The sequence below is a fragment of the Rathayibacter sp. RFBD1 genome (assembly GCF_002932915.1).
In the GTDB taxonomy this organism is placed as follows: Bacteria; Actinomycetota; Actinomycetes; order Actinomycetales; family Microbacteriaceae; genus Rathayibacter.
Map to the genome: position 1 here is coordinate 12,707 of NZ_PSWQ01000012.1, position 23,078 is coordinate 35,784.

A 23,078-nucleotide genomic window follows, 5' to 3' on the forward strand; every position below is an offset into this window, starting at 1 on the left:
CGGCGGTGCCGCCGGAGCACTACCGTTGCACCATGGCGTCCACCGATACCCCCGATTCCGCCCCCGAAGCCGACACCGCTTCCGAGAGCACCTTCTCCGACCTCGGTCTCTCCGACCCGGTCCTCAAGGCCCTCAAGGAGGTCGGCTACGAGACGCCCTCGGCCATCCAGGCCGCGACGATCCCGTCCCTCCTCTCCGGCCGCGACGTCCTCGGCGTCGCCCAGACCGGCACCGGCAAGACCGCGGCGTTCGCGCTGCCGATCCTCTCGCGCCTCGACGTCTCGCAGAAGACGCCGCAGGCCCTCGTGCTGGCCCCGACCCGCGAGCTCGCGCTGCAGGTGTGCGAGGCGTTCGAGCGCTACGCGTCCGGCCTCCGCGGCGTCCACGTCCTCCCCGTCTACGGCGGCCAGGGATACGGCACCCAGCTCTCCGCGCTCCGCCGCGGCGTCCACGTCGTCGTCGGCACGCCCGGCCGCATCATGGACCACCTCGAGAAGGGCACCCTCGACCTCTCGCAGCTGAAGTTCCTGGTTCTCGACGAGGCCGACGAGATGCTCAAGATGGGCTTCGCGGAGGACGTCGAGACGATCCTCGCCGACACCCCCGTCGAGAAGCAGATCGCGCTGTTCTCGGCGACGATGCCCGCGCAGATCCGCCGCATCTCCGGCAAGTACCTGAAGGAGCCGGAGGAGATCACGGTCAAGAACAAGACCACGACCTCCGTCAACACCACCCAGCGCTACCTGATGGTGTCGTACCCGCAGAAGGTCGACGCGCTCACCCGCATCCTCGAGGTCGAGAACTTCGAGGGCATGATCGTGTTCGTCCGCACGAAGAGCGAGACGGAGACGCTGGCCGAGAAGCTGCGCGCCCGCGGCTACACCGCGGCGGCGATCAGCGGAGACGTGGCCCAGGCCCAGCGCGAGCGCACCGTCGAGCAGCTGAAGTCCGGCAAGCTCGACATCCTCGTCGCGACCGACGTCGCCGCCCGCGGCCTCGACGTCGAGCGCATCAGCCACGTCGTCAACTACGACATCCCGATCGACACCGAGTCGTACGTCCACCGCATCGGCCGCACCGGTCGCGCGGGGCGCAGCGGAGCGGCGATCAGCTTCGTCACGCCGCGCGAGCGCCGCCTCCTCGCCGCCATCGAGAAGGCCACCCGCCAGCCGCTGACCGAGATGCGGATGCCGAGCGTCGAGGACGTCAACGTCACCCGCCTCTCGCGCTTCGACGACGCGATCACCGCGGCGCTCGCCGACACCGAGCGCCTGCAGCGCTTCCGCGACATCATCGGCCACTACGTCGAGCACCACGACGTGGTCGAGTCGGACGTCGCCGCCGCGCTGGCCATCGTCGCGCAGGGCGAGGAGCCGCTGCTGCTCTCGCCCGACGACCCCCGCTTCGCCCGTCGCGAGCGCGAGGACCGCGACTCCCGGCCCGACCGCGGCGACCGCCCCGAGCGCGGCGACCGCTTCGACCGCGGCGGCGACCGGGGCGAGCGTCCCGAGCGCCGTCAGCGCCCGGCGAACAGCAACCTCGCCTCGTACCGGATCGAGGTCGGCCGCCGCCAGCGCGTCGAGCCCCGCCAGATCGTGGGCGCGCTCGCGAACGAGGGCGGCCTCAACCGCGGCGACTTCGGGCACATCGACATCCGCCCGGACTTCTCGATCGTGGAGCTGCCGGCCGACCTGCCCCAGGACGTGCTCGACCGCCTCGCCGACACCCGCATCAGCGGCCAGCTGATCGAGCTGAAGCCGGACCGCCGTCCGAGCCGCGCCGGCGCCGACCGCGGCGCACGCCCCAGCGGCCCGAGCCGCTCGAGCGAGCGCCCGGAGCGCAAGCCGCGCTACTGACGCCTCCCGCCCCGGCGGACGGGCCTCCACGAGACGCCACTCCGGTACAGCGACCCTCGCGTGTCGCGTACCGGAGTGGGGTCCCGCTTTCGTGCGGGGGCGGCCTCAGCGGCGCAGGACGCGCCGGGCCAGCACGTTGCCGAGCAGCTGCACCAGTTGCACGATCACGATGATCACGAGCACCGCGGCCCAGGTGACGACCGGCTCGAACTGCCGGTAGCCGTACTGGATCGCGAAGTTGCCGAGCCCGCCGGCGCCGATGTAGCCGGCGACCGCCGACATGTCGATCACGGCGACGAACACGAACGTGTAGCCGAGGATCAGCGGACCGAGCGCCTCCGGCAGCAGCACCGTGCGGACGATCCGGAACCGGCTCGCTCCGACCGACCGCGCCGCCTCGATCACGCCGGGCTGCACGGTCAGCAGGTTCTGCTCCACGATCCGCCCGATGCCGAAGGCGGCGCCGAGCGAGAGGGTGAAGACGATGGCGTCCGTGCCGATGCCGGAGCCGACCACCAGCCGGGCCAGCGGCTGGGCCGCGGCGATGAAGATGATGAACGGGATCGGCCGGAACACGTTCACGATCACGTTGAGCAGTCCGTGGACCACCCGGTTCGCGTAGAGGGCGCCGCCGCGGGTGAGCGCGAGGCCCAGTCCGATCAGCAGTCCGCCGAGCCCGCCGAAGAGGAGGCTCAGCGCGACGATGTAGAGCGTCTCGCCGGTCGCCTGGACGAGCTTGGGCAGGAGCGGGATCAGCTCGTTCATCGGGGCACCTCCGTGAGGGCGACGCGTTCGCCGAGGCGGGCGAGGAGGGGGTCGACGACGCCGTCCGGCGCGTCGAGGGCGACCGTGAGGTGGCCGAAGGCCCGCCCGCGGACGTCGGTGATGCCGCCGTAGACGAGCTCGAGCGGCACGCCGGCGGCCGCGACCTCGGCGAAGACGTCGCCCTGGGAGGCGGAGTCGTCCGAGAACGAGAGCGTGACCAGCCGGCCGCGGTGGCGCGCGCGCAGCACGGCCGCCTCCGCGGGCGAGGGCACCGAGCGGACGACCGTGGAGACGAAGCGGCGGGTGACCGACTCGCGCGGGGCCGAGAACACGTCGAAGACGGGCCCGCGCTCCACGATGCGGCCCGACTCCATCACCGCGACCTTCGTCGCGAGCTGCTGGACCACGTCCATCTCGTGGGTGATCACGACGATGGTGACGCCCAGCTCCTCGTTGATGCGGCGGAGGAGGGCGAGCACCTCGCCGGTGGTGTCCGGGTCGAGCGCGCTGGTGGCCTCGTCGGCCAGCAGGATGCGCGGGGAGGCGGCGAGGGCGCGGGCGATGCCGACGCGCTGCTTCTGCCCGCCCGAGAGCTGCTCGGGGTGGCTGCGCGCCTTGTCGCTCAGGCCGACGAAGCGGAGCATCTCGTCGACGCGGGCGCGCTGCTCCGCCCGCGGGACGCCCGCGACCTGCAGCGGGTAGGCGACGTTCTGCCCCACGGTCTTCGAGCCGAACAGGTTGAACTGCTGGAAGATCATCCCGATCCCCAGGCGCAGCCGGCGCAGCTCGCGCTCGGGCAGGCCCACGGTCTCGCGGCCGTCGATCTCGATGCTGCCGCTGGTCGCGGGCTCGAGGGCGTTGACGAGGCGCGCGAGCGTGCTCTTGCCGGCGCCGGAGTAGCCGATCACGCCGTAGACGTCGCCCGCCTCGATCTCGAGGCTCACGCCGTCGACGGCCGCGGTCGGGGCGGCGCCGCGCCCTGCGCCGGGGTACACCTTGCGCACGTCGGTCATGCGGATGAGCGGCACGGGGCGCCCTTTCTGTTGCGGGGGAGGCGCGGGACCGCGCCGGTGGGGAGCTCCGCGAGCGGAGGACCCGACCGGCGCGGTGCCGCGGGTGCCGGAGTCAGGAGGCGGCGGAGATGTCGGTCTCGGCGGACTCGAGCGAGGTCTCCAGCTCGGAGGCGGGGGTCTTCAGGAAGACCGCGGTGCCGCCGGACTGCTCCGAGACGCCGTCGAGCACGTCCTGGCTGTCCTGGTAGATCGAGACGAGCTTCGTGTAGGTCTCGTTCTCGGCGTCGTCGGCCCGGGCGGCGAAGATGTTCGTGTAGAGCAGGGAGGCGGGGTCGCTCGGGTCGTCCTGGGCGATCGCGTCCGAGGCCTTGAGGCCCGCGTTCTCGATGAAGTCGTTGTTGATGATCGCGGCGGCCACGTCCGGGAGCGACGTCGGGGTGAGGGAGGCCTCGAGCGCGGTGACCTCCACCTTCGAGGAGGACTCGACGTCGTCGACGTTCGAGAGCACTCCGCCGCCGTCCTTCAGCTCGACGAGCCCGGCCGACTGCAGCACCAGCAGCGCGCGCGCCTGATTGGTCTCGTCGTTGGGGATCGCGACGGTGGAACCGGCGGGGATGTCCGCGACGTCGTCGTACTGCGAGGAGTAGAGGCCGAGCGGGTAGATCGCGGTCGCGCCGATCGGCACGAGGTCGGCGTCGGCCGAGGTGTTGTACTGCGCCAGGTAGGCGATGTGCTGGAACTGGTTGAGGTCGATCTCGCCCTCGGTGAGGGCGGGGTTGGGCTGGTTGTAGTCGCTGAAGTCGACGATCTCGACGTCGATCCCGGCGGCGGCGGCGGCCTTCTCGTAGGTGGCCCAGTAGGGGTCGCTCGCGCCGACCACGCCGATGCGGACGGTGTCGTCGCCGCCGCCCGCGCCGGAGCAGCCGGCGAGGAGGAGGGCGGCGGAGGCGGCGATCGCGGAGGTCGCGAGGAGTCGGGTGCGCAGGGTCATGGCTGTGGGGATCCTTCCGTGGAGAGGATCCGGGCACTCGGCGCCGACCGAGCGGTGCTGGTCACCGCCGGCGCTGCGACCGGCCTCCGGTCGCTCGGCGCCGCGACTGCGCGGATCCCGGGGATCACCTTACGAAAGCGGTCGGACCCGCGCGGAACCCGCGCGTAACACGGCGACTCGGAGGCAGCGGAGGCGCGCGCTCACCGCCTGAGCGCGCCGTGGCGGCCGCTCAGCTCGCGAGCGCGCCGTCCTCGCCCGCCGACGCCTCGTGCTTGGCGATCCGCTTCGCGATCGCGTCGCGCTCGGCCCGGAGCGACGCGATGGTCGGCTTGTCCAGGCGGGGGTCGGCCAGGTCGGCGAAGGGGCTCGCGGCGCCGGTGCGCGCGGACACGAGCGCGGCGTACGCCTTCGTCGCGGCGCGGAGCTCGGCTCCCGCCCGTTCGACCTTCCGCGGCTTCGACTCCTTGTCCGAGACGAGTCGGGCGTGCTTGTCGAGGGCGTCTACCAGCGCGCGATGCGCGGCGTCAATCTTCTTGCTCATAGGCGCATTATGGCGCAGGATCGGCGCACCGCGCCGAACGCGTCCCGCACCAGCCCTCCGTCCCCCTTCGCGAGAGGCCGCTCGGGTACGCGACACGCAGGGGAGGCGTACCGGAGCGGCATCTCGCGGGGAGGGGACGGGCGGGTCAGCGGGCGACCGGCGTGGAGACGGACGACGCGCCGGCGCTGGTGGCCACCGCGTCGAGGACGCGCTGCACGTCGAGGGCGTCGGCGAACGTGGGCGTGACGGCGGTGCCGCCGGCGATCGCCTCGACGAGGTCGACGACCTGGTGGGTGAAGAGGTGCTCGTAGCCGATGCCGTGCCCGGTCGGCCACCAGGCCGCCATGTACGGGTGCGCCGGCTCGGTGACCTGGATGCGCCGGAAGCCCTGCGCCTCCTCGGGGTCGCGGGCGTCGTAGTACTCGAGCTCGTTCATCCGCTCGAAGTCGAACGCGATCGAGCCGAGCTCGCCGTTCACCTCGATCCGGTTGGCGTTGCGGCGGCCGGTCGCGACGCGGGTCGCCTCGAAGACGCCCAGGGCGCCGCCCTCGAAGGAGGCGGTGAAGGCCGCGGCGTCGTCGACGGTCACGGCGCCGCGCGGGGCGTCGGCGCCGGCGCGGCCGCCGAGGCCGACCTGCTCGCTGAGCACGGGGCGCTCGGTGGTGAAGGTGCGCAGCGTCGCCGAGACCGAGGTGATGCCGCGGCCGGTCAGCCACTGGGCGGTGTCGATGCTGTGCGCGCCGATGTCGCCGAGGGCGCCCGAGCCCGCGCGCTCCTTCTGCAGGCGCCAGGTCAGCGGCGCCTCGGAGTCGGACAGCCAGTCCTGCAGGTACTGGGCGCGCACGTGGCGGATGTCGCCGAGGCGGCCCTCCTCGATGAAGCGCTTGGCGAGGGCGAGGGCCGGGGTGCGGCGGTAGCTGAAGCCGCACATCGCCACCTTCCCGGAGGCGGCGGCCGCGGCGACCATCCGCTCCGCCTCCTCGACGGAGTTGGCCAGGGGCTTCTCGCACAGCACGTGCTTGCCGGCCTCGAGGGCCGCGATGGCGATCTCGGCGTGGGTGTCGCCCGGGGTGCAGATGTCGACGAGGTCGATGTCGTCGCGGGCGATGACGGCCCGCCAGTCGGTGGAGGCCTCGCTCCAGCCCAGCCGCTCGGCGCGCTCCGCGGTCGAGTCGGGGTTGCTCCCCACGAGCACGGCGAGCTCGGGGCGGAGGGGGAGGGGGAAGAAGCGGGAGGCGGTGCGCCAGGCGTGCGAGTGGGTGCGGCCCATGAAGGCGGTCCCCACCATCGCGACGCGCAGGGCTCGGTCGTTCGACATCGTCGTCCTTTCGTCGGCCGTACGACCCTGCCACGGGTCGGGGCGCGGGCGCTACCGCGCTCGGCGAGGCCGCCTCCGGGGCGACGCGCCCGGGCTGCACGGACATGAGCGCGTTCATAGGGTTCGGAGAGCGCTCTATCACGGACGGAATGTCTCAACCGCCGCCGTCAGATGTCGCGTAATCCCGCGGATCCCAGCCCTGACGCGGTAGCAGGAAGCCCTCGGGGCGACTGGGCGATCACTCGAACCGCCTTCGAATCGGTTCAGAACTTTTGCTTGACCCGCGACGTAAGTGGAAGTAGCTTCATCCGCATGGTCACCGCAGACCCCCGCAGCACTGCTGCACAGCCTCTTCCCCGCACCTCCGACGAGTCTCAGCAGCTGCTTCTGCAGATGCGCGGCATCGTGAAGGTCTTCCCCGGCGCCCGTGCTCTCGACGGCGTCGACCTCGATGTCCGACCCGGTGAGGTGCACTGCCTCCTCGGCCAGAACGGCGCCGGCAAGTCCACCCTCATCAAGACCCTCGCCGGGGCCCACCAGCCCACCGAGGGCGAGATCCTCGTCGACGGGAACGTCGTCACGATCCCGTCCCCGACGGCGGCCCTCGCCCTGGGCATCGCGACGATGTACCAGGAGCTCGACGTCGTCGACGGCCTCTCCGTCGCCGAGAACATCTTCCTCGGCCACGAGCTCTCCCGCGGCGGCTTCACCGCCCGGGCGAAGGCCACGAGGATCACCCGCGAGCTGATGGAGCGCCTCGGGCACTCCGAGATCTCGCCGAACCGCGAGGTCGGCACGCTCTCCGCCGCCGGCAAGCAGATCGTGCAGATGGCCCGTGCCCTCTCGCACGACGCGCGGGTCATCATCATGGACGAGCCCTCCGCGGTGCTCGACTCCGAGGAGGTGGAGAACCTCTTCCACGTGGTGCGCCAGCTCACCGCCTCCGGCGTCGCCATCGTCTACATCTCGCACCGCCTCGACGAGATCCGCGCCATCGGCGACCGGATCACTGTGATCAAGGACGGCGCCACCGTCGCGCAGAACCTCGCGGTCGCCGACACCCCCACCTCGAAGCTCATCACCCTGATGACCGGCCGCGCCGTCGAGTACGTCTTCCCGGACCGCCAGGAGCTCGACGTCGAGGCCGAGACGCTGCTGAAGGTCGAGAAGCTGGGCCTGCAGGGCTCCTTCTCGGACGTCTCCCTCGAGATCCGCGCCGGCGAGGTCGTCGGCCTCGCGGGGCTGGTCGGCTCCGGCCGCTCCGAGATCCTCGAGACCATCTACGGGGCGCGCCGCGCCAGCACCGGGACGGTCAGCGTGGCGGGCAAGCGCCTGCGCGCCGGCTCCGTCACCTCGGCGGTCGACGCCGGCATCGGCCTCTGCCCGGAGGAGCGCAAGAGCCAGGGCCTGCTCCTGGACGAGCCGGTCTACCGCAACATCACCCTCTCGACCTTCGACCGCTTCGCCAAGCGCGGCTTCCTCGACGAGCGCTCCGAGCGCGCGGCGGCGGCCGAGCAGGCGGTCTCCCTCGACCTGCGGCCCTCCGGGGTCGACCGCGACGCCCGCACCCTCTCCGGAGGCAACCAGCAGAAGGCGCTCCTCGCCCGCTGGCTCGTGCGCGGCTGCCGCGTCCTGCTGCTCGACGAGCCGACCCGCGGGGTCGACGTCGGCGCACGGGCCGAGATCTACACCCTGATCAGGGACCTCGCGACCAACGGCGCCGCCGTGCTCGTGGTCTCCAGCGAGATCGGCGAGGTCCTCGGACTCTCCGACCGAGTGCTCGTGATCTCCGACGGCGCCGTGGTCCACGAGGGCCCGGCCGATTCGATCGACGAGCACCGCGTGCTCGATCTCGTCATGGAAGGAAGTGCAGCGTGAGCGGACAGCTCGACACCGCGTCGCCGTCGATCGGCGGTCCGCAGGAGGACGCCGCCCGTCACGCGTCGGCCGCGACGGGAGGCTCCTCCGGGGGCGTGCCCTCGAAGGACTCCCGCTCCGGGATGGCCCGCCTCATGCAGGGCTCCCTCGGCCGCAACGTCGGGCTGCTGCTCGCGCTGGTGATCCTCTGCATCGTCGGATTCGCGACCGCGGGGGAGCGCTTCGCCAGCGTCGACAACGTGCTCACGATCCTCCGCCTCGCCGCCGTCATCGGCGTGCTGAGCATCGGCATGACCTTCGTCATCACCTCCGGCGGCATCGACCTCTCGGTCGGCTCCGTGATGGGGCTCGCGACGGTCTGGGCGAGCACGGTCTCGACCCAGTACTACGCGGCCAACACCTCCTGGCTGGTGATCGTGCTCACCGCGGTCGTCGTCGGCCTCGTCTGCGGCCTCATCAACGGCGCGCTGATCGCCTACGGCCGGGTCGTCGCCTTCATGGCGACCCTGGCGATGCTCGTCGCCGCCCGCGGCTTCGCCGAGCTGATCTCGAACCGCCAGACGCAGGTCGTCACGGTCACGCCGTTCCTCGACTTCTTCCGCGCCGACGTGCTCGGCATCCCGGTGCTCGTGCTGATCTTCGTGGTCGTCGCCGTCGCCGGCTGGATCCTGCTCAACCGCACCACCTTCGGCCGCCGCACCATCGCGGTCGGCGGCAACCCCGAGGCGGCCCGTCTCGCAGGCATCAAGGTCCGCCGTCACACCATGTACGTCTACGGCCTCGCCGGGCTCACCGCCGGCATCGCCGCCGTCATGATGCTCGCCCGCACCACCGCCGGAAGCTCGACCAACGGCCTCCTCTACGAGCTCGACGCCATCGCGGCGGTCGTCGTCGGAGGCACGCTGCTGGCCGGCGGCCGCGGCACCATCGTCGGCACCGTGTTCGGCGTCCTCATCTTCACGACCCTGACCAACGTGTTCACGCAGAACAACATGTCGACCTCGACTCAGGCCGTCGCGAAGGGCGCGATCATCGTCGCCGCCGTCCTGCTGCAGCAGCGGTTCGCCGCCCGCGGCAGGAAGTCCTGACCCCGGGGCTCCGGCCCCGCTCCTCCACACACAGCAACCCACCCGACCACTCAGGTCACCTCTCCGCAGGACACGTGTGCCCTCGGACCCCTCGGATCGATCGAAGGAGATCACTTCCATGCCCGCACGCCCCTTCACCCGCAGCCGCCTCTCCCGCACCGCCCGACTCGGCTCGGCCGGCGTCGCCTTCGGCGCCGTCGCGCTCATGCTCACCGGCTGCATCTCGAACGCCCCGGTCGAGACCGGCAACGCCGCCTCCGGCGGGACCGCCGCCGCCGTGGCCGCCTCGGACAACGACGCCTCCGGCGACAACGTCGTCATCGGCTTCACCGCTCCCGCCGCCGACCACGGCTGGATGGGCGCGGTCAGCCGCGCCGCCATCGCCGAGGCCGAGAAGTACGACGACGTGGAGCTCCGCACCGCGGAGGGCACCAACGACGTCAACCTCCAGATCAGCCAGGTCGAGACCTTCATCAACGACGGAGTCGACGCGATCGTGCTCCTGCCGATCGACGGAGCGGCGCTCACGCAGGTCGCCACCCAGGCGATGGAGGCGGGCATCACCGTCATCAACGTGGACCGCGAGTTCTCCAGCCCCTTCGCCGCCCGGTCGACCATCCTCGGCGACAACTACGGCATGGGCGTCAGCGCCGGCACCTACATCTGCGAGGAGCTCGGCGACAACCCCGACGCCGTCGTCGCCGAGATCGCCGGCATCGACTCCCTCCCGCTGACCCAGGAGCGCAGCCAGGGCTTCTCGGACGCGCTCGAGGGCTGCGGACTCGACGTGGACAACCGCGTCGCCGCCGACTTCACCGTCCAGGGCGGAGAGCAGGCCGCGGCCAACCTCCTCCAGGCCGCGCCGAAGATCGACGCCATCTGGAACCACGACGACGACCAGGGCGTCGGCGTCCTCGCGGCGATCGACACCGCCGGACGCGACGAGTTCCTCTTCGTCGGCGGTGCCGGATCGGCCAACGTGATGCGCGCGATCGAGGCCGACGACTCCGTCGTCAAGGCCACGGTCGTCTACCCCTCGACCCAGGCCGCGGACGGCATCAAGCTCGCCCGCCTCGTCGAGCAGAACAAGTCGATGGCCGACACCAGCTCGCTCGGCGTCCCGCGCCAGATCCAGCTCTTCGCGCCGGTCGTCACCAAGGACAACGTCTCCGAGTACCTGCCCTCGGCCTTCGAGTCCTGATCGGCCCCACCAGCCCGGGTCGGCGCGGGAACCATCCCGCGCCGACCCCCACCTCGGCGCCGCCCCGGGATCACTGACGACCCGCAGCGCAGCGCCACCGGCATCCGCGAGAGGAGGAGGAGTGCAAGACACCGGCCCCAGGGCCGGACAGGAGGAGACCGGATCCGCTCAGTCGTGCGGACAGCGACGGACCCGGCCTCTGCGATGAACACCTCATTGAAGGAATCACATCACGCATGAATGGTAAGCGATCCTCGAGAAGAAGCATCAGGCGTCTTCTCGCACTCGGCATCGCCGGGATGGTGACGGTCTCCGGACTCACCGCCCTCGGCCTGCCCGCCTCGGCCCACGACGGAGTGGACCACGGTTCCGAGGGCGGAGCATCCGCTCTCGACTGGAGCAACTACGAGAAGGTCCTGCTGACGAAGAACGTCGGCGAGCCCCTCGACCTGGCCGTCCTCCCGGACAAGTCGGTCCTCCACACCGCTCGGAACGGCGAGATCCGCCACACCGACCCCAAGACCGGCACCACCCGTGTCGTCAACACGATCCCCGTGTACCAGAACTCGGAGGACGGACTGCAGTCCGTCGGCATCGACCCCGACTTCGCCGAGAACAAGTGGGTCTACCTCGTCTACGCGCCCCCCGGGAACACCCCGACCGGCGCGGCTCCGAACATGCTGCCCGAGGGCGCGACCGACAGCTACTGGGACCAGTGGAAGGGCATCAACCGCCTCTCCCGGTTCAAGTGGACCGGCTCGGGCCTCGACCTCGCGAGCGAGCAGAAGATCATCGACATCGAGACCCAGCGCGGGCAGTGCTGCCACGTGGGTGCCGACTTCGACTGGGACGCCGACGGCAACCTGTACCTCTCCACCGGCGACAACACGCCGGCGAGCGCTCCGGGTGCCGCGGGCTTCGCGCCGAACAACGACGCGCCCCGCATGAACCCGGGCTTCGACTCGCGTCGCGGCGCCGGCAACACGAACGACCTCCGCGGCAAGATCCTCCGGATCACCGTGCAGGAGGACGGCTCGTACACGATCCCCGACGGCAACCTCTTCCCGGTGGGAACCGAGAAGACCCGCCCCGAGATCTTCGTGATGGGCGTCCGCAACCCGTTCAAGATCGACGTCGACGCCGAGACGAACACCCTCTCCTGGGGCGACTACGGCCCCGACGCCACGAAGGCCGCTGCGGCCGACGGCGTCCGCGGCCCGATGGGCCTCGTCGAGTGGAACGCGACCGGACTGGACGAGCCGCACAACTCCGGCTGGCCCTACGTCCACGGACCCAACGCGCCGTACAACGAGTGGAACTTCGAGACGTCGACGCCCCGCGGCTTCTTCGACCCGGAGAACCTGAAGAACAACTCGCGCTGGAACACCGGCCTCGTCGACATCCCGGACGCCAAGGCGGCGACCGTCTACTACGGCGACAACCCCGGCGACCAGCCGTTCGACGAGCTCGTCAACTTCGGGACCAGCACCGGCCAGGGCCCCATGGGCGGACCGGTGTACCACTTCGACGCGGAGAACACCTCGACGTCGAAGTTCCCGGAGTACTGGGACAAGAAGACCTTCTTCGGCGAGTTCTCGCAGGACTACATCGCGGCGTTCACGCTCGATGAGGACCGCGCGGTCACGCACATCGAGGACTTCCTCCCCAACGCGGCGCTCAGCCAGGCCGCGCAGCCGATCCACGACAACCCGATGGACATGGAGTTCGGCCCCGACGGGTCGATGTACGTGATCGAGTACGGCGACGGATTCTTCCGCGCCAACCCCGACGCGGGCCTGTACCGGATCGACTACGCCGAGGGCAACAAGGCGCCGCAGGCCCGCTTCACCGCGACCCCCCTGTCCGCCTCGCAGACCCCGCTCGAGGTCACGTTCGACGCCAAGGGATCGACCGACCCCGAGGGCGACGCGCTCACCTACGACTGGGACTTCGACGGCGACGGCACCTTCGACGCCACCGGAGTGACCGTCAAGAAGACCTACACCGAGCTCGGACAGTTCACGGCCCGTCTGCGCGTCACCGACGCCAAGGGCAAGTTCAGCCTGACCTCGCGGGTCATCTCGGTCGGCAACCAGGCGCCGCAGATCCAGATCCAGACGCCCGGCAACGGCTCGTTCTTCAGCTGGGGCGACGCGATCCCCTACCAGGTGACCGGCAAGGACGCTGAGGACGGCGACCAGATCGTCAGCAGCCGCGTGGGCTGGACCTACGGCCTCGGCCACGACGAGCACGCCCACCCCGAGGTCACCGGCACCGGTGCCAAGGGAGCGTTCCCGACGTCCAAGGACTCGCCCGAGCACGGCCCCGGCGCGCTGCTGTACGGCACCGTCGTCGTGACCTACACGGACGGCGGCTTCAACGGCCTGCCCCCGGCTGCGGCCGAGGCGACGCTGCGGCTGAACCCGAAGACGCAGGAGGCGGAGCACGCCGCCCGTGAGGGCGTCCTGCCCTACGCGGACACCACCGCCAGCGGCGGCAACGCCGTCAGCGGACTCGGTGCGGGATCCTTCCTGCGCTGGGACCCGGTGAACTTCGCCAACCTGACCGGCGTCGTGGTCCGCGCCACCGGTGAGGGCACCGTCGACCTCCGCTGGAACGCTGCCGACGCAGCGCCCTTCGGAACGGCGATCATCCCCGCGGGAGCCGGCTGGAAGGACGTCCTCGTCCCCTTCGGCACCAACGTCCCCCGCGGCACCGGCTCGCTCTACGTGACCTCGCCCAACGGCCTGTCGCTCGACTCCCTCACCTTCCAGGGTGCCGGCGCCGGTGACAAGACGGCTCCGACCGTCGCGGCGACCCTCGACCCGGCAGCGCCCGCGGGCGTCGGCGGCGTCTACAACAAGCCCGTGACCCTCGGCCTCACCGCCACGGACAACGGAGCGCTCTCCACCGTCCAGTACTCCGCCGACAACGGCACGACGTGGACCACGGTCCGCGCCGTCAACGGCGCGTACACGGTCCCGTTCACCACGAACGGCGCCCGGACGATCCAGTACCGCGCCACCGACACCGGCGGCAACGTCTCGGCGGTCGGCACGGTGAAGTTCACGATCGACCTGGCCGCGGCGAACGCCCCGACCGCCGCGTCGACCACCACCGTGGCGCTCTCGGCTCCCCGCGTGACCTTCGGGGCACCGGGCGAGGCGACCGTCACGGTCACCGGTCAGGGTGGGAACCCCGGCGGAGAGGTCGTCCTCTACGAGGGCGCCACCGAGCTGGGCCGCGCGACGCTGAAGGACGGCAAGGCGACCTTCGCCCTGCCGAAGACCCTCGGCGCCGGCACCCACACCTTCCGTGCGGCGTACGGCTCGGACGCCACCTTCAAGGCCTCGGAGGGCACCGCCCGCCTGATCGTCTCGAAGGCCGCCTCGGAGCTCACCGCGACCGTCTCGCCCAACCCGGTCAAGCCGGGCGCCAGCGCGCAGGTCACGGTCGACGCGAAGTCCTCGACGGGTGTCGCCGGTACCGGTCAGGTGAGCGTGATGGTGAAGAGGAACCTCTCCACCGTCGCGATGCTCACCGGGACCCTCGACGAGAACGGGCACGTCGTGGTGACGCTCCCGAAGCTCGCGGCGGGCAGCTACAAGCTGACCGTCACCCACACCGCCACGGCGGACACCAACGCCGCGTCGGCGCTGCTGAACCTCACCGTCCAGCAGTAGCCCCCGCGCAGGGGCCGGCCGGCTCGACCGGGCCGGCCGGCCCCCCACCCCCTGCACCATCTGCCATTTCGAAGGAGAAATGATGCACCACCACCACGCATCCATCACGGCCAAGCCGATGAGCCGGCGCTCGCTGATGACGGCCCTGGCCGCATCGACCGTCGCGGTCGGCGTCGGAGCGGGAGCCCTCGCGGCACCCGCCACGGCCGCCCCCGCGCCCTCGTCCGGATCCACGCGCCTGGTCCCGATCAACCGCATCGGCATCCAGCTCTACAGCGTCCGCGACAAGGTCTCGTCGCTCGGCTTCCGGGCCGTCTTCGAGGAGCTCGGCCGCATCGGCTACAGCGAGATCGAGTTCGCCGGGTACACCCAGGGCAACGTCGGAGCGATCACCCCGCAGCAGATCCGCCAGCTGCTCGACGACAACGGCCTCCGCGCCGTCGGCTCGCACGTCGGCACCAACCTCCTCCGCTCGGAGCTGGGCAAGCAGATCGAGATCGCGCAGATCCTCGGCACGCCGCACCTCGGCACCGGCAATGCGCCCACCAACGTCAACACCAAGGCGGGCTACCTCGCCGCGGCGGAGGAGTGGAACAAGTGGGGCCAGCAGGTCTCGGCTGCGGGCATGAAGCTCTACCAGCACAACCACGCCGGTGAGTTCGGGTTCGCCACGGACGACCCCAAGACCCGCCTGTACGACCTCTTCTACGACAACACCGACCCGCGTCACGTGTACCTCGAGATGGACGTCTACTGGGCGTACGTCGGCAAGAAGCTCTACCCGGGCTTCGAGCCGCTCGACTACATCAAGCGCAACCCGCGCCGCTACCCGATCCTGCACCTCAAGGACGGCAAGACGAACAACGCCAACACCAACGGCTACGACATCGTCGAGTTCGGCGCGGGCAACCTGCCCTACCAGGCGTTCCTCTCGGAGCTGCGCGACCGCGGCCAGCGCTTCGGCGTCTGGGAGCAGGACACCGCTCCCACGCTGGCGACGCCGCCGAGCACGGGGAACTCCCTCGAGGCCGCTTCCCGCAGCTACTCCGCGATCGCTGCGCTCCGTGGCTGAGCGCACCCCGCGCCGCGCGCGCCGCACCGACAGCACCACCACCAGCACGACGCGCACGAGCGCACCGAGGAGAACCCCCATGAAGTGGAAGACGCCCACGGCGGTCCTCGCGGCCGCCTCCCTCGCGATGGTCGCCGCACCGTCCGCCTTCGCGGCGACGACGGACTGCACCACCGAGCTCGGGAACCAGACGATCACCGGAGACCTCAACGTCGGCGCGGGCCAGACCTGCGTGCTCGGCAACGTGACCGTCACCGGCAACGTCATCGTCGGCGACGACGCCTGGCTGGACGCCACCTCGGCGACCATCGGCGGCGACGTCATCGGCACCGACGCGTACGGCATCTCGATCGACGGCACCAGCGTCGGCGGAGACGTCGTGTCGTTCTCGGACGGCAGCCGCAACGGCTTCCTCTACCTGCGCGACCTCACGGTCGGCGGCATGGTCGAGGCCGGCGGGATCGACGTCGAGTTCAGCGACCTCTCGGTCGACGGCTCGGTCAGCACCGACGCGGCGAACTACGTCGACGTCGACCGCACCAGCGTCGGCGGCGACGCCACCTTCGCCGGCAGCGACTTCGGCGTGAACGTGCAGGGCGCCATCGTCGGCGGCTCGCTCGCCGTCACCGGCTCCTCGCGCGGCGTCCTCCTGGGCGCGAACGAGGACGGCTCGGCCTCGGCCCTCGGCAACACGGTGGGCGGGAACCTCACGCTCTCGGGCAACTCCGGCAACGTCCAGCTCGCGGGCTCGACGGTCGGCGGGCGCATCGCGCTCACCGACAACGCGCCGGCGGTCAACTTCGGCGCGGGCAACACCGCCGCCGGAGTCGACGGCACCTTCACGGGAACGGCGGCGGGCGCTGCGGCGGCCGGCGACCAGGCCGTGGCCGTCATCGTCCCCGAGGCCAACAAGGGCGAGCTGACCTGGACGCTCGAGGGCACCAGCAACCTGGTGAACCTCGGCGTCGCCGAGGAGCAGGGCGACCACTTCGCCGCCTCCGGTGAGCTCGTGCCGGTCCGCGTGACCGACACCCGCCTCAACGGCCCGGCCTGGTCGGTCACCGGCCAGCTGAGCGACTTCCGCTCCGGCGAGAAGACGTTCTCGGGCAAGCACCTCGGCTGGACCCCCGAGGTCCTGGAGAACACGGGCGGTGCCGTCGCCGGCGCGGCCGTCCCCTCCGGGTTCGACTCGGGCAACGGCCTCGCCACGCCCCGCGTCCTCGGCTCCGCCGCGGCGCAGCACCCGACCGGATCCTCGGTCCTGGGCGCCGACCTCGACCTGAAGCTCCCGCTCTCGGTCGGAACCGGCACCTACACCGCGACGCTGACGCTCACCGCGCTCGGCTAGCACCGGTGGGGCGGCCTCCGGGCCGCCCCACCCTCCCCCCGTCTCCCCGTGAGACGCCACTCCGGTCCGCCCCGCTCGGCGTGCCGCGGACCGGAGCGGCGTCCCGCAGAGAGGCATCCCCCCTTGCAACGGAAGCCTGATCGATGTCGCTCATGCCACGCACCTCCCGCACCACCGCCGCCCTGCTGCTGATGACGCTCCTCGCAGCCGGCGGCCTCTCGGCTCAGGCGGGTGCCCAGGAGGCGGACCCCGCCTCCACGCCGGTCACCTGGGGGGTGCGCCCCGCCGACACCGAGCAGGGCAGCGAGCGGCCGAACTACGCGTACGCCCTCGATCCCGGCGGACGCCTCAGCGACGCCCTGATCGTCTCCAACTACGACGACGAGGAGCAGACGTTCCGCGTCTACGGCTCCGACGGCTTCATCACCGAGGCCGGCCAGCTCGACCTGCTCCCCGCCGCGGAGCCCTCGACGCAGCTCGGCAGCTGGATCGCGTTCCCCGAGCCCGAGGTCACCGTGCCCGCCGGCGAGAGCGTGCAGGTCCCGTTCGAGGTCGTCGTCCCCGACGACGTGACCCCGGGCGACTACGCCGCGGGCGTCGTCTCCTCGATCCTGGTGCAGGGCGAGACCGGAGTCTCGGTCGACCGGCGCCTGGGCTCGCGCATGTACCTCCGCGTCGGCGGCGAGCTCGCCCCGCGCCTGTCGATCGACGGCCTCGCCGTCTCGTACCAGGGCGGCTGGAACCCCTTCGCCCCCGGCTCCGCGACCGTCGACTACACCGTGACCAACGCGGGCAACACCCGCATCGCGCCGGGCGCCGAGATCAGCGTCGCCGGCCTCTTCGGCCTCGCGCCGGTGTCCGCGACCGACCCGGAGCCGCTGCCCGAGCTCCTCCCCGGAACCTCCGTCTCGCGCACCGTGACCGTCGCCGGAGTCTGGCCGCTCTTCGTCGCGACCGCCCGCGCCGCGCTCTCGGGCACCGTCGTCACCGCCGACCAGGCCGCGCAGGCCGACTCCGCCGTCGTCGTCCCCGACGTGCCGGTCGCCACCGCCGAGACCTCGGCCGCGGCCGTGCCGTGGAGCGCCGTGCTCCTCCTCGCCCTGCTCATCGGGCTCATCGTGCTGACCGTCGTCCGCCGCCGCCGCCGGGCCGCGGGGGAGCAGGCGCGCATCGACGCCGCCGTCGCCGCCGCTCTCGGCGCCCAGCCGGAGGACGCCGACCGCGCGGAGGTCCGCTCCTGACCGGGTGCGGCCGACGCGGTCCACGGGGGATCGCGCCGGCGCGGGCCACCGCCTCCGGGCGCGCGGCCGCCGCTCTAGCGGACCGCCCGCCCCTCGGCGCGCAGCTGCTCGAGGAAGCCGTCCACCACGGCGGGGCTGAGCAGGTGCCCGCGCAGCATCAGCGCGGCACCGCGCACGCCCCCGCTGCCGCCCAGCTCGGCGGTCACCACGTCGAGCCGCTGCGTCGCGAGGGGGAGGGAGCGCTCGTCGATCACCGAGCGCACGGCCGTCAGGATCTCCGGGCTGGCGAGGGCGACCGCGCCACCCAGCACGATGACGGAGGGGTTCAGCAGGCTCACGCAGGTGGCCAACACCTCGCCGAGCTGGAGGCCCGCGATCCGCGCCGCCTCGACGGCTTCGGGATCGCGCGCCTTCAGCAGATCGATCAGCTCGCGCACCGACTGCACGTCGCGGCCCGCCCGGGCGAGCCCGGCGGCCAGAGCGGAGCCGCCCGCGACCGCCTCGAGGTCCCCCTCCTGACCTCCCGCCGCTGCCGGGGCCGTGCGCGGCACCTGGACGTGGCCGAGATCACCGGCGGAGCCGAGGGCTCCGCGCTGGAGCAGCCCGGACGAGACGATGCCCGCGCCGATGCCGGTGCCGACCTTCACGAACATCAGATCGAGGGCGTGCGGGAAGCGCGAGGCCCGCTCACCGAGCGCCAGCAGGTTCACGTCGTTGTCGACGAGCACCGTGGTGTCGTAGCGCCGGCGCACGAAGGCGGGGATGTCGAAGCCGTCCCAGCCGGGCATGATCGGCGGGCGCACCGGGCGGCCGCTCGCGTGCTCCACCGGGCCGGGCACGCCGACCCCGATGCCCGCGAGGGCGGAGCGGTCGACCCCGGCCGCGGCGAGGATCCCGTCGCAGACGTCGAGCGCGTGCCCGAGCACCGCCACGGGGCCCTGCGCGATGTCGAGCTCCTCGCGGCGCTCGGCGATGATGCGGCCGTCGAAGTCGGTCAGCGCGATGGTCGAGTGCGCCGCGCCCAGGTCGATGGCCAGGAGCGAGCGGACGGCCGGGTCGAAGACGAGACGCGCGGACGGACGGCCGCCGGTCGACGGAGCGCGGTCGAGGTGCGCGATCAGTCCGAGCTCGAAGAACTGCTCCAGGCGAGTCATCACCGCGGTCCGCGCGAGGCCCGTCTCCTCGACCAGCTCGGCGCGGGTGCGCGGTCGACCGTCGGCGAACAGCCTCAGCATGTCGCCGGTCGCGGTACCCGCGCGCTCGGCCACGCTCAGCTCCTTCTCTCGGCCCGGAGGACGGGTTCGGGGGACAGCACACCTGAGGAAACCAGTCGACGCACGGTCGCGCAATCTCGGCGGGCCCTGCGTGCGGGTCCTGCGCAACACGGCCGGCCGGAGGCGCGACGCGCGCCCGGCCGAGGCCCCTCCCCACTCCGATCGCCCGGGTGCGCCCCGACGATCGCCGCTCAGCCAGCCCTTCCAGACAGGAGAGAACGATGACCTCGTCCGACACCACCACCACAGGCGCCCCCCGATCGAGCGGGCGCATCGGCCTCTGGCTGATCGGGGCCCGGGGCAGCGTCGCCACCACGGCCGCCGTGGGCCTGCACGCCATCGCCGCCGGAGCCGCGCCCAGCTCGGGCTGCGCCACCGCGACCCCCGCCTTCGAGGACGTCCCGCTCGCCGGGTTCGCCGACATCGTCATCGGCGGCCACGACGTCTCGCCGACCCCGCTGCTCGAGAAGGCCACGGGCCTCGCGGCCGGCGGCATGTTCCCGACCTCGGTCGTCGCCGAGGTGGCCGACCGGATCGACGCGACCGACGCCGAGATCCGCCTCGCCCCCGCCGACGCCGCGTCGCAGCAGGAGGAGATCGACCGCCGGGCCGCCGACATAGTCGCCTTCCGCGAGCGCCACGGCCTCGCCCGGGTCGTCGTGATCGACGTCGCCTCGACCGAGGTGCTGCCGGCCGACCGTCCCGAGTTCCACGACCTCGCCGCTCTGCGCGCCGCCCTGGCGCGTCCGGGCGAGCGCCTCCTGCCGCCGAGCTCGATCGCCGCCCTCTCGGCCGTCGTCGCGGGCGCGGCCTACGCCTGCTTCACTCCCTCGACCGCGCTGGCCCTGCCGGCCCTGGAGGAGTGGGCCGCCGAGGCCGGGATCCCGATCGCCGGCCAGGACGGCAAGACGGGGGAGACCCTGCTCCGCAGCGTGCTCGCGCCGATGTTCACGGCGCGCGGGATGCGCGTGCTCTCGTGGGCGGGCGCGAACCTCCTCGGCGGCGGCGACGGGCAGACCCTCGCCGACCCGGAGGCGGTGCGCTCGAAGCTCGTCTCGAAGAACCGCGGACTCCGCAGCCTCCTCGGCGACGACGTCGTCACTCCGCTCCACATCGACAACGTCCCGGACCTCGGCGACGTCAAGACCGCCTGGGACCACGTGCACGCCGAGGGCTTCCTCGGCTCGCGGATCACGGTGCAGACGATCTGGTCGGCGTACGACTCGGCCCTCGCGGCGCCGCTGATCCTCGACCTCGCCCGCCTGCTGGCGCTCGCGGACGAGGCCGGCGTCTCGGGCCCGGTCGGCGAGCTCGGCTTCTTCTTCAAGGACCCGTGGGGCAGCGACGTGCACGGCTTCGCCGAGCAGACCGCGGAGCTGGTGGCCTGGTCCGCCCGCACCGGCGCGCTCGTCGCCGAGCGCCGCACCCCGGTGACGAGCGGGACGCGGAGCGATGGCTGAGCTGCGCGACTACCTCGAGCTCGTCCGCGCGAAGGCCGCGCTGACCGTGATCGGCGACACCGTCGCGGGCGGAGCGTGGGCGGGCCGCGGAGTGGGAGCGCGCACGGTCGCGCTCCCGCTGTCCTCGGCGCTGCTCTACTCGGCGGGCATGGCGCTCAACGACTACGCGGACGCCGAGCTCGACGCCCGGGAGCGGCCCGAGCGGCCGATCCCCTCGGGTCGGATCCGGCGCTCGGCGGCGCTGGGCACGGCGGCCGCGCTGACCGCGGCGGGGATCGCCGTGGCGGCCGTCGTGGACGGGCGGCGCTCGCTCGCACTCTCGCTGCCGCTCGCGGCCGGGATCTGGTCGTACGACCTGCTCGCGAAGCCGACTCCGCTGGGCCCGGTCGTGATGGCGGCCTGCCGCGGTCTCGACGTGCTGCTCGGCGCGGGCGTCGACGGCGTGCGCGCGGCGGCCCCCGCCTCCGCCGCCGTGGCCGCGCACACGCTCGGCGTCACCGTGCTCTCGCGCGGCGAGGTGCACGGCACCACCCCGGTCGCGGCGGGAGCGGTCTCGGCCGGCACCGCGGCGATCGCGCTGTCCACCGCGGCCGGCGCTCTGGCCGAGCGCCGGGCCGCCCCCGCCGCGGTCGTCGCCGCGGGCCTCGGGCGCTGGCTCCTGCTCGTGCTCACCGCGCAGCTGCAGGCCGTGCGGACGCCGACGGCCGCGGCCGCGCGGACGGCCACCCGCGCGGGCATCACCGGGATGATCCCGCTGCAGGCCGCGCTCGCCGGTCTGAAGCGTCCCGAGCTGGGGGCGGCGCTGCTCGCGCTCGACGCGCTCGGCTCCCTCCTGCTCCGCCGCCCGCGGACGGCGGACATCACATGAGCGCCACCGGACCCGTCCTCGGCTACGGCACCAACGGCTTCGCCGACCACACCATCGACGACGCGCTCACGGTGATCCACGCCGCGGGGTACCGCGCCGTCGCGCTCACCCTCGGGCACCCGCACCTCGATCCCTTCACGGCCGACTGGCGCGAGCGGACGCTGGCGCTCCGGTCGCGGCTCGACGAGCTGGGCCTGCGCGTGGTCGTCGAGACGGGAGCGCGGTACCTGCTCGACCCGTTCGCGAAGCACCGCCCCACGCTGGTCGACGAGGAGGCCGGCCCCCGGGTCCGCTTCCTCGAGCGCGCGATCGAGATCGCCGCGCTGCTGGGCGCCGACGCCGTCTCCCTCTGGTCGGGGGTCGTGCCGGCGGGCGCCGATGCGGCCGCTGCCTGGCGGCTGCTCGTCGAGCGGATGCGCGGCGTCGTCGCGACGGCCGAGCGCCACGGCGTGCGGCTGGCCGTCGAGCCCGAGCCGGGGATGCTGGTGGAGACGGTCGCAGACGCGCTGCTGCTGCGCCGCGAGCTCGGCGACCCGGAGTCGGTCGGGCTGACGGTCGACCTCGGCCACTGCGTCGTGGTGGAGCCGGACGGCGTGGTCGGAGCCCTCCGCAGCGCCGGGGACCTGCTGCTGAACGTGCAGGTCGACGACATGCTCCCGGAGCGGCACGAGCACCTCGAGCTCGGCACCGGATCGCTCGACCTCGCGGCCGCCTTCGCGACCCTCGCCGAGATCGGCTACCGCGGGATCGCCGCCGTCGAGCTGCCCCGGCACTCGCACGACGCGCCCCGCCTGGCCGTGGCGAGCCTCGCGGCGATGGAGGAGGCGCTCGGCGGCGCCTCCTCGCACGTCGAGCACCCGTGGACCGCGGCCGCCCGCTCCGCCGTCCTCGAGCGCCCGTCGCGGATCGAGCGCTTCTTCCCCGCCGCCGGCCGCGAGGCCGGACGCGAGCCGCTCCGGCCCGCCGAGGACCCGCACGGCCTCGTCCACGGCACGCACGACGACGCGGCCCGCGCCGCCCTGGTGCAGGCCGCCGCGCAGGCGCTCGGCGACCACGACCTGGCCGCCCTCCTCCTCCGCCTCTACCGGGGCGGGGACGGCGCCGAGCGCCGCGGAGTGCTAGCCGGGCTGAACGCCCTCGGCGACCCGGGACCGGCGACGACCCTCGCCGGCCTCGAGCTGACCGCCGACGCCCTGCGCGCCAACGACACCAGGCTCGTCGCCGCGGCGATGGGCTCCTTCGCCCGCCGACACCTCGACGCGCACGCCTGGCGGCACGGGGTGCTCAAGCTCGTCTTCCTCGGCGTCCCGCTCGCGGCGGTCGCCGGGCTGGAGGAGCGCAGCGACGCCGAGCTGCGCGCGATGGCCGGCCGCTTCGCCGACGAGCGCCGCGCGGCCGGGCGCCCGCTCCCGGACGATCTGGCGGTGCTCCTGCCGAGCTGACCGCCCCCGAACGCCGCCCCGACCGCGGGGCACCACCAC

Annotated in this window: 17 protein-coding genes; 11 read left to right on the plus strand and 6 right to left on the minus strand. The window is 72.7% G+C overall.

Features of this window, described 5'->3' with window-relative positions; genetic code table 11:
* Positions 1-32 precede the first annotated feature (32 nt).
* Positions 33-1,856: a DEAD/DEAH box helicase gene (locus tag C5D50_RS05910; RefSeq protein ID WP_104283038.1), complete on the plus strand. Its 1,824-nt coding sequence runs from the start codon at positions 33-35 to the stop codon at positions 1,854-1,856.
* 105 nt (positions 1,857-1,961) lie between these two features.
* Here C5D50_RS05910 and C5D50_RS05915 read toward each other — a convergent pair whose 3' ends face one another.
* The 5 genes from C5D50_RS05915 to C5D50_RS05935 form a co-directional block, all read right to left on the minus strand.
* Positions 1,962-2,621 (minus strand): methionine ABC transporter permease, encoded by a 660-nt coding sequence (locus C5D50_RS05915; RefSeq protein ID WP_104233527.1) that lies wholly within the window; start codon positions 2,619-2,621, stop codon positions 1,962-1,964.
* Positions 2,618-3,649 (minus strand): methionine ABC transporter ATP-binding protein, encoded by a 1,032-nt coding sequence (locus C5D50_RS05920; RefSeq protein ID WP_258069567.1) that lies wholly within the window; start codon positions 3,647-3,649, stop codon positions 2,618-2,620. Before C5D50_RS05920 ends, C5D50_RS05915 begins: the two co-directional genes overlap by 4 nt.
* Positions 3,650-3,746: 97 nt before the next feature.
* On the minus strand, positions 3,747-4,625 hold the full coding sequence (locus C5D50_RS05925) for a MetQ/NlpA family ABC transporter substrate-binding protein (protein ID WP_104249983.1): 879 nt from the start codon (positions 4,623-4,625) through the stop codon (positions 3,747-3,749).
* A 229-nt stretch (positions 4,626-4,854) separates the two neighbouring features.
* Positions 4,855-5,166 (minus strand): hypothetical protein, encoded by a 312-nt coding sequence (locus C5D50_RS05930; protein ID WP_104233529.1) that lies wholly within the window; start codon positions 5,164-5,166, stop codon positions 4,855-4,857.
* Positions 5,167-5,311: 145 nt separating this feature from the next.
* The gene (locus tag C5D50_RS05935; RefSeq protein ID WP_104226598.1) at positions 5,312-6,484 is read right to left on the minus strand and encodes a Gfo/Idh/MocA family protein; all 1,173 of its coding nucleotides are present in this window, start codon (positions 6,482-6,484) and stop codon (positions 5,312-5,314) included.
* A 393-nt stretch (positions 6,485-6,877) separates the two neighbouring features.
* Here C5D50_RS05935 and C5D50_RS05940 point away from each other — a divergent pair, with 393 nt between their 5' ends.
* From C5D50_RS05940 to C5D50_RS05970, 7 genes are all read left to right on the plus strand, one after another.
* On the plus strand, positions 6,878-8,362 hold the full coding sequence (locus C5D50_RS05940; protein ID WP_208543410.1) for a sugar ABC transporter ATP-binding protein: 1,485 nt from the start codon (positions 6,878-6,880) through the stop codon (positions 8,360-8,362).
* A gap of 122 nt (positions 8,363-8,484) precedes the next feature.
* Positions 8,485-9,450: an ABC transporter permease gene (locus C5D50_RS05945; RefSeq protein WP_104222491.1), complete on the plus strand. Its 966-nt coding sequence runs from the start codon at positions 8,485-8,487 to the stop codon at positions 9,448-9,450.
* Between the two features lie 118 nt (positions 9,451-9,568).
* Positions 9,569-10,651: a substrate-binding domain-containing protein gene (locus C5D50_RS05950; protein WP_104222461.1), complete on the plus strand. Its 1,083-nt coding sequence runs from the start codon at positions 9,569-9,571 to the stop codon at positions 10,649-10,651.
* Between the two features lie 236 nt (positions 10,652-10,887).
* Entirely contained in the window at positions 10,888-14,334 is a 3,447-nt protein-coding gene (locus C5D50_RS05955; protein WP_181137308.1) for a PQQ-dependent sugar dehydrogenase, read from the plus strand.
* Between the two features lie 82 nt (positions 14,335-14,416).
* Complete coding sequence (locus C5D50_RS05960; protein WP_219813126.1) at positions 14,417-15,406, plus strand: sugar phosphate isomerase/epimerase; 990 nt, start codon at positions 14,417-14,419, stop codon at positions 15,404-15,406.
* 79 nt (positions 15,407-15,485) lie between these two features.
* Entirely contained in the window at positions 15,486-16,754 is a 1,269-nt protein-coding gene (locus C5D50_RS05965; RefSeq protein ID WP_104255859.1) for a hypothetical protein, read from the plus strand.
* 152 nt (positions 16,755-16,906) lie between these two features.
* On the plus strand, positions 16,907-17,995 hold the full coding sequence (locus C5D50_RS05970) for a hypothetical protein (protein ID WP_146078976.1): 1,089 nt from the start codon (positions 16,907-16,909) through the stop codon (positions 17,993-17,995).
* Between the two features lie 74 nt (positions 17,996-18,069).
* Here the strand turns inward: C5D50_RS05970 and C5D50_RS05975 are convergent, their stop codons facing one another.
* Positions 18,070-19,263: an ROK family protein gene (locus C5D50_RS05975; protein WP_244229502.1), complete on the minus strand. Its 1,194-nt coding sequence runs from the start codon at positions 19,261-19,263 to the stop codon at positions 18,070-18,072.
* A gap of 227 nt (positions 19,264-19,490) precedes the next feature.
* Between C5D50_RS05975 and C5D50_RS05980 the strand changes: the two genes are divergently transcribed.
* From C5D50_RS05980 to C5D50_RS16815, 3 genes are read left to right on the plus strand one after another with little or no spacing between them, the layout of a single operon-like run.
* Positions 19,491-20,729, plus strand: coding sequence for an inositol-3-phosphate synthase (locus C5D50_RS05980; protein WP_104222464.1), 1,239 nt, complete (start codon positions 19,491-19,493; stop codon positions 20,727-20,729).
* On the plus strand, positions 20,722-21,597 hold the full coding sequence (locus C5D50_RS05985; RefSeq protein WP_208543324.1) for an SCO3242 family prenyltransferase: 876 nt from the start codon (positions 20,722-20,724) through the stop codon (positions 21,595-21,597). The genes C5D50_RS05980 and C5D50_RS05985 overlap by 8 nt, the downstream gene beginning before the upstream one ends.
* Positions 21,594-23,039: an EboA domain-containing protein gene (locus C5D50_RS16815; RefSeq protein WP_104283041.1), complete on the plus strand. Its 1,446-nt coding sequence runs from the start codon at positions 21,594-21,596 to the stop codon at positions 23,037-23,039. Before C5D50_RS05985 ends, C5D50_RS16815 begins: the two co-directional genes overlap by 4 nt.
* The last annotated feature ends 39 nt before the right edge of the window (positions 23,040-23,078 follow it).

Excerpts from the sequence above, each read along its gene's own strand:
- C5D50_RS05950 (WP_104222461.1), top strand. The coding sequence starts at position 9,569 with ATGCCCGCACGCCCCTTCACCCGCAGCCGCCTCTCCCGCACCGCCCGA.
- C5D50_RS05980 (WP_104222464.1), top strand. The coding sequence starts at position 19,491 with ATGACCTCGTCCGACACCACCACCACAGGCGCCCCCCGATCGAGCGGG.
- C5D50_RS05935 (WP_104226598.1), bottom strand. The coding sequence starts at position 6,484 with ATGTCGAACGACCGAGCCCTGCGCGTCGCGATGGTGGGGACCGCCTTC.
- C5D50_RS05985 (WP_208543324.1), top strand. The coding sequence starts at position 20,722 with ATGGCTGAGCTGCGCGACTACCTCGAGCTCGTCCGCGCGAAGGCCGCG.
- C5D50_RS05965 (WP_104255859.1), top strand. The coding sequence starts at position 15,486 with ATGAAGTGGAAGACGCCCACGGCGGTCCTCGCGGCCGCCTCCCTCGCG.
- C5D50_RS05915 (WP_104233527.1), bottom strand. The coding sequence starts at position 2,621 with ATGAACGAGCTGATCCCGCTCCTGCCCAAGCTCGTCCAGGCGACCGGC.
- C5D50_RS05970 (WP_146078976.1), top strand. The coding sequence starts at position 16,907 with ATGCCACGCACCTCCCGCACCACCGCCGCCCTGCTGCTGATGACGCTC.
- C5D50_RS05925 (WP_104249983.1), bottom strand. The coding sequence starts at position 4,625 with ATGACCCTGCGCACCCGACTCCTCGCGACCTCCGCGATCGCCGCCTCC.
- C5D50_RS05930 (WP_104233529.1), bottom strand. The coding sequence starts at position 5,166 with ATGAGCAAGAAGATTGACGCCGCGCATCGCGCGCTGGTAGACGCCCTC.
- C5D50_RS05960 (WP_219813126.1), top strand. The coding sequence starts at position 14,417 with ATGCACCACCACCACGCATCCATCACGGCCAAGCCGATGAGCCGGCGC.
- C5D50_RS05910 (WP_104283038.1), top strand. The coding sequence starts at position 33 with ATGGCGTCCACCGATACCCCCGATTCCGCCCCCGAAGCCGACACCGCT.
- C5D50_RS05940 (WP_208543410.1), top strand. The coding sequence starts at position 6,878 with ATGCGCGGCATCGTGAAGGTCTTCCCCGGCGCCCGTGCTCTCGACGGC.
- C5D50_RS05945 (WP_104222491.1), top strand. The coding sequence starts at position 8,485 with ATGGCCCGCCTCATGCAGGGCTCCCTCGGCCGCAACGTCGGGCTGCTG.
- C5D50_RS16815 (WP_104283041.1), top strand. The coding sequence starts at position 21,594 with ATGAGCGCCACCGGACCCGTCCTCGGCTACGGCACCAACGGCTTCGCC.
- C5D50_RS05955 (WP_181137308.1), top strand. The coding sequence starts at position 10,888 with ATGAATGGTAAGCGATCCTCGAGAAGAAGCATCAGGCGTCTTCTCGCA.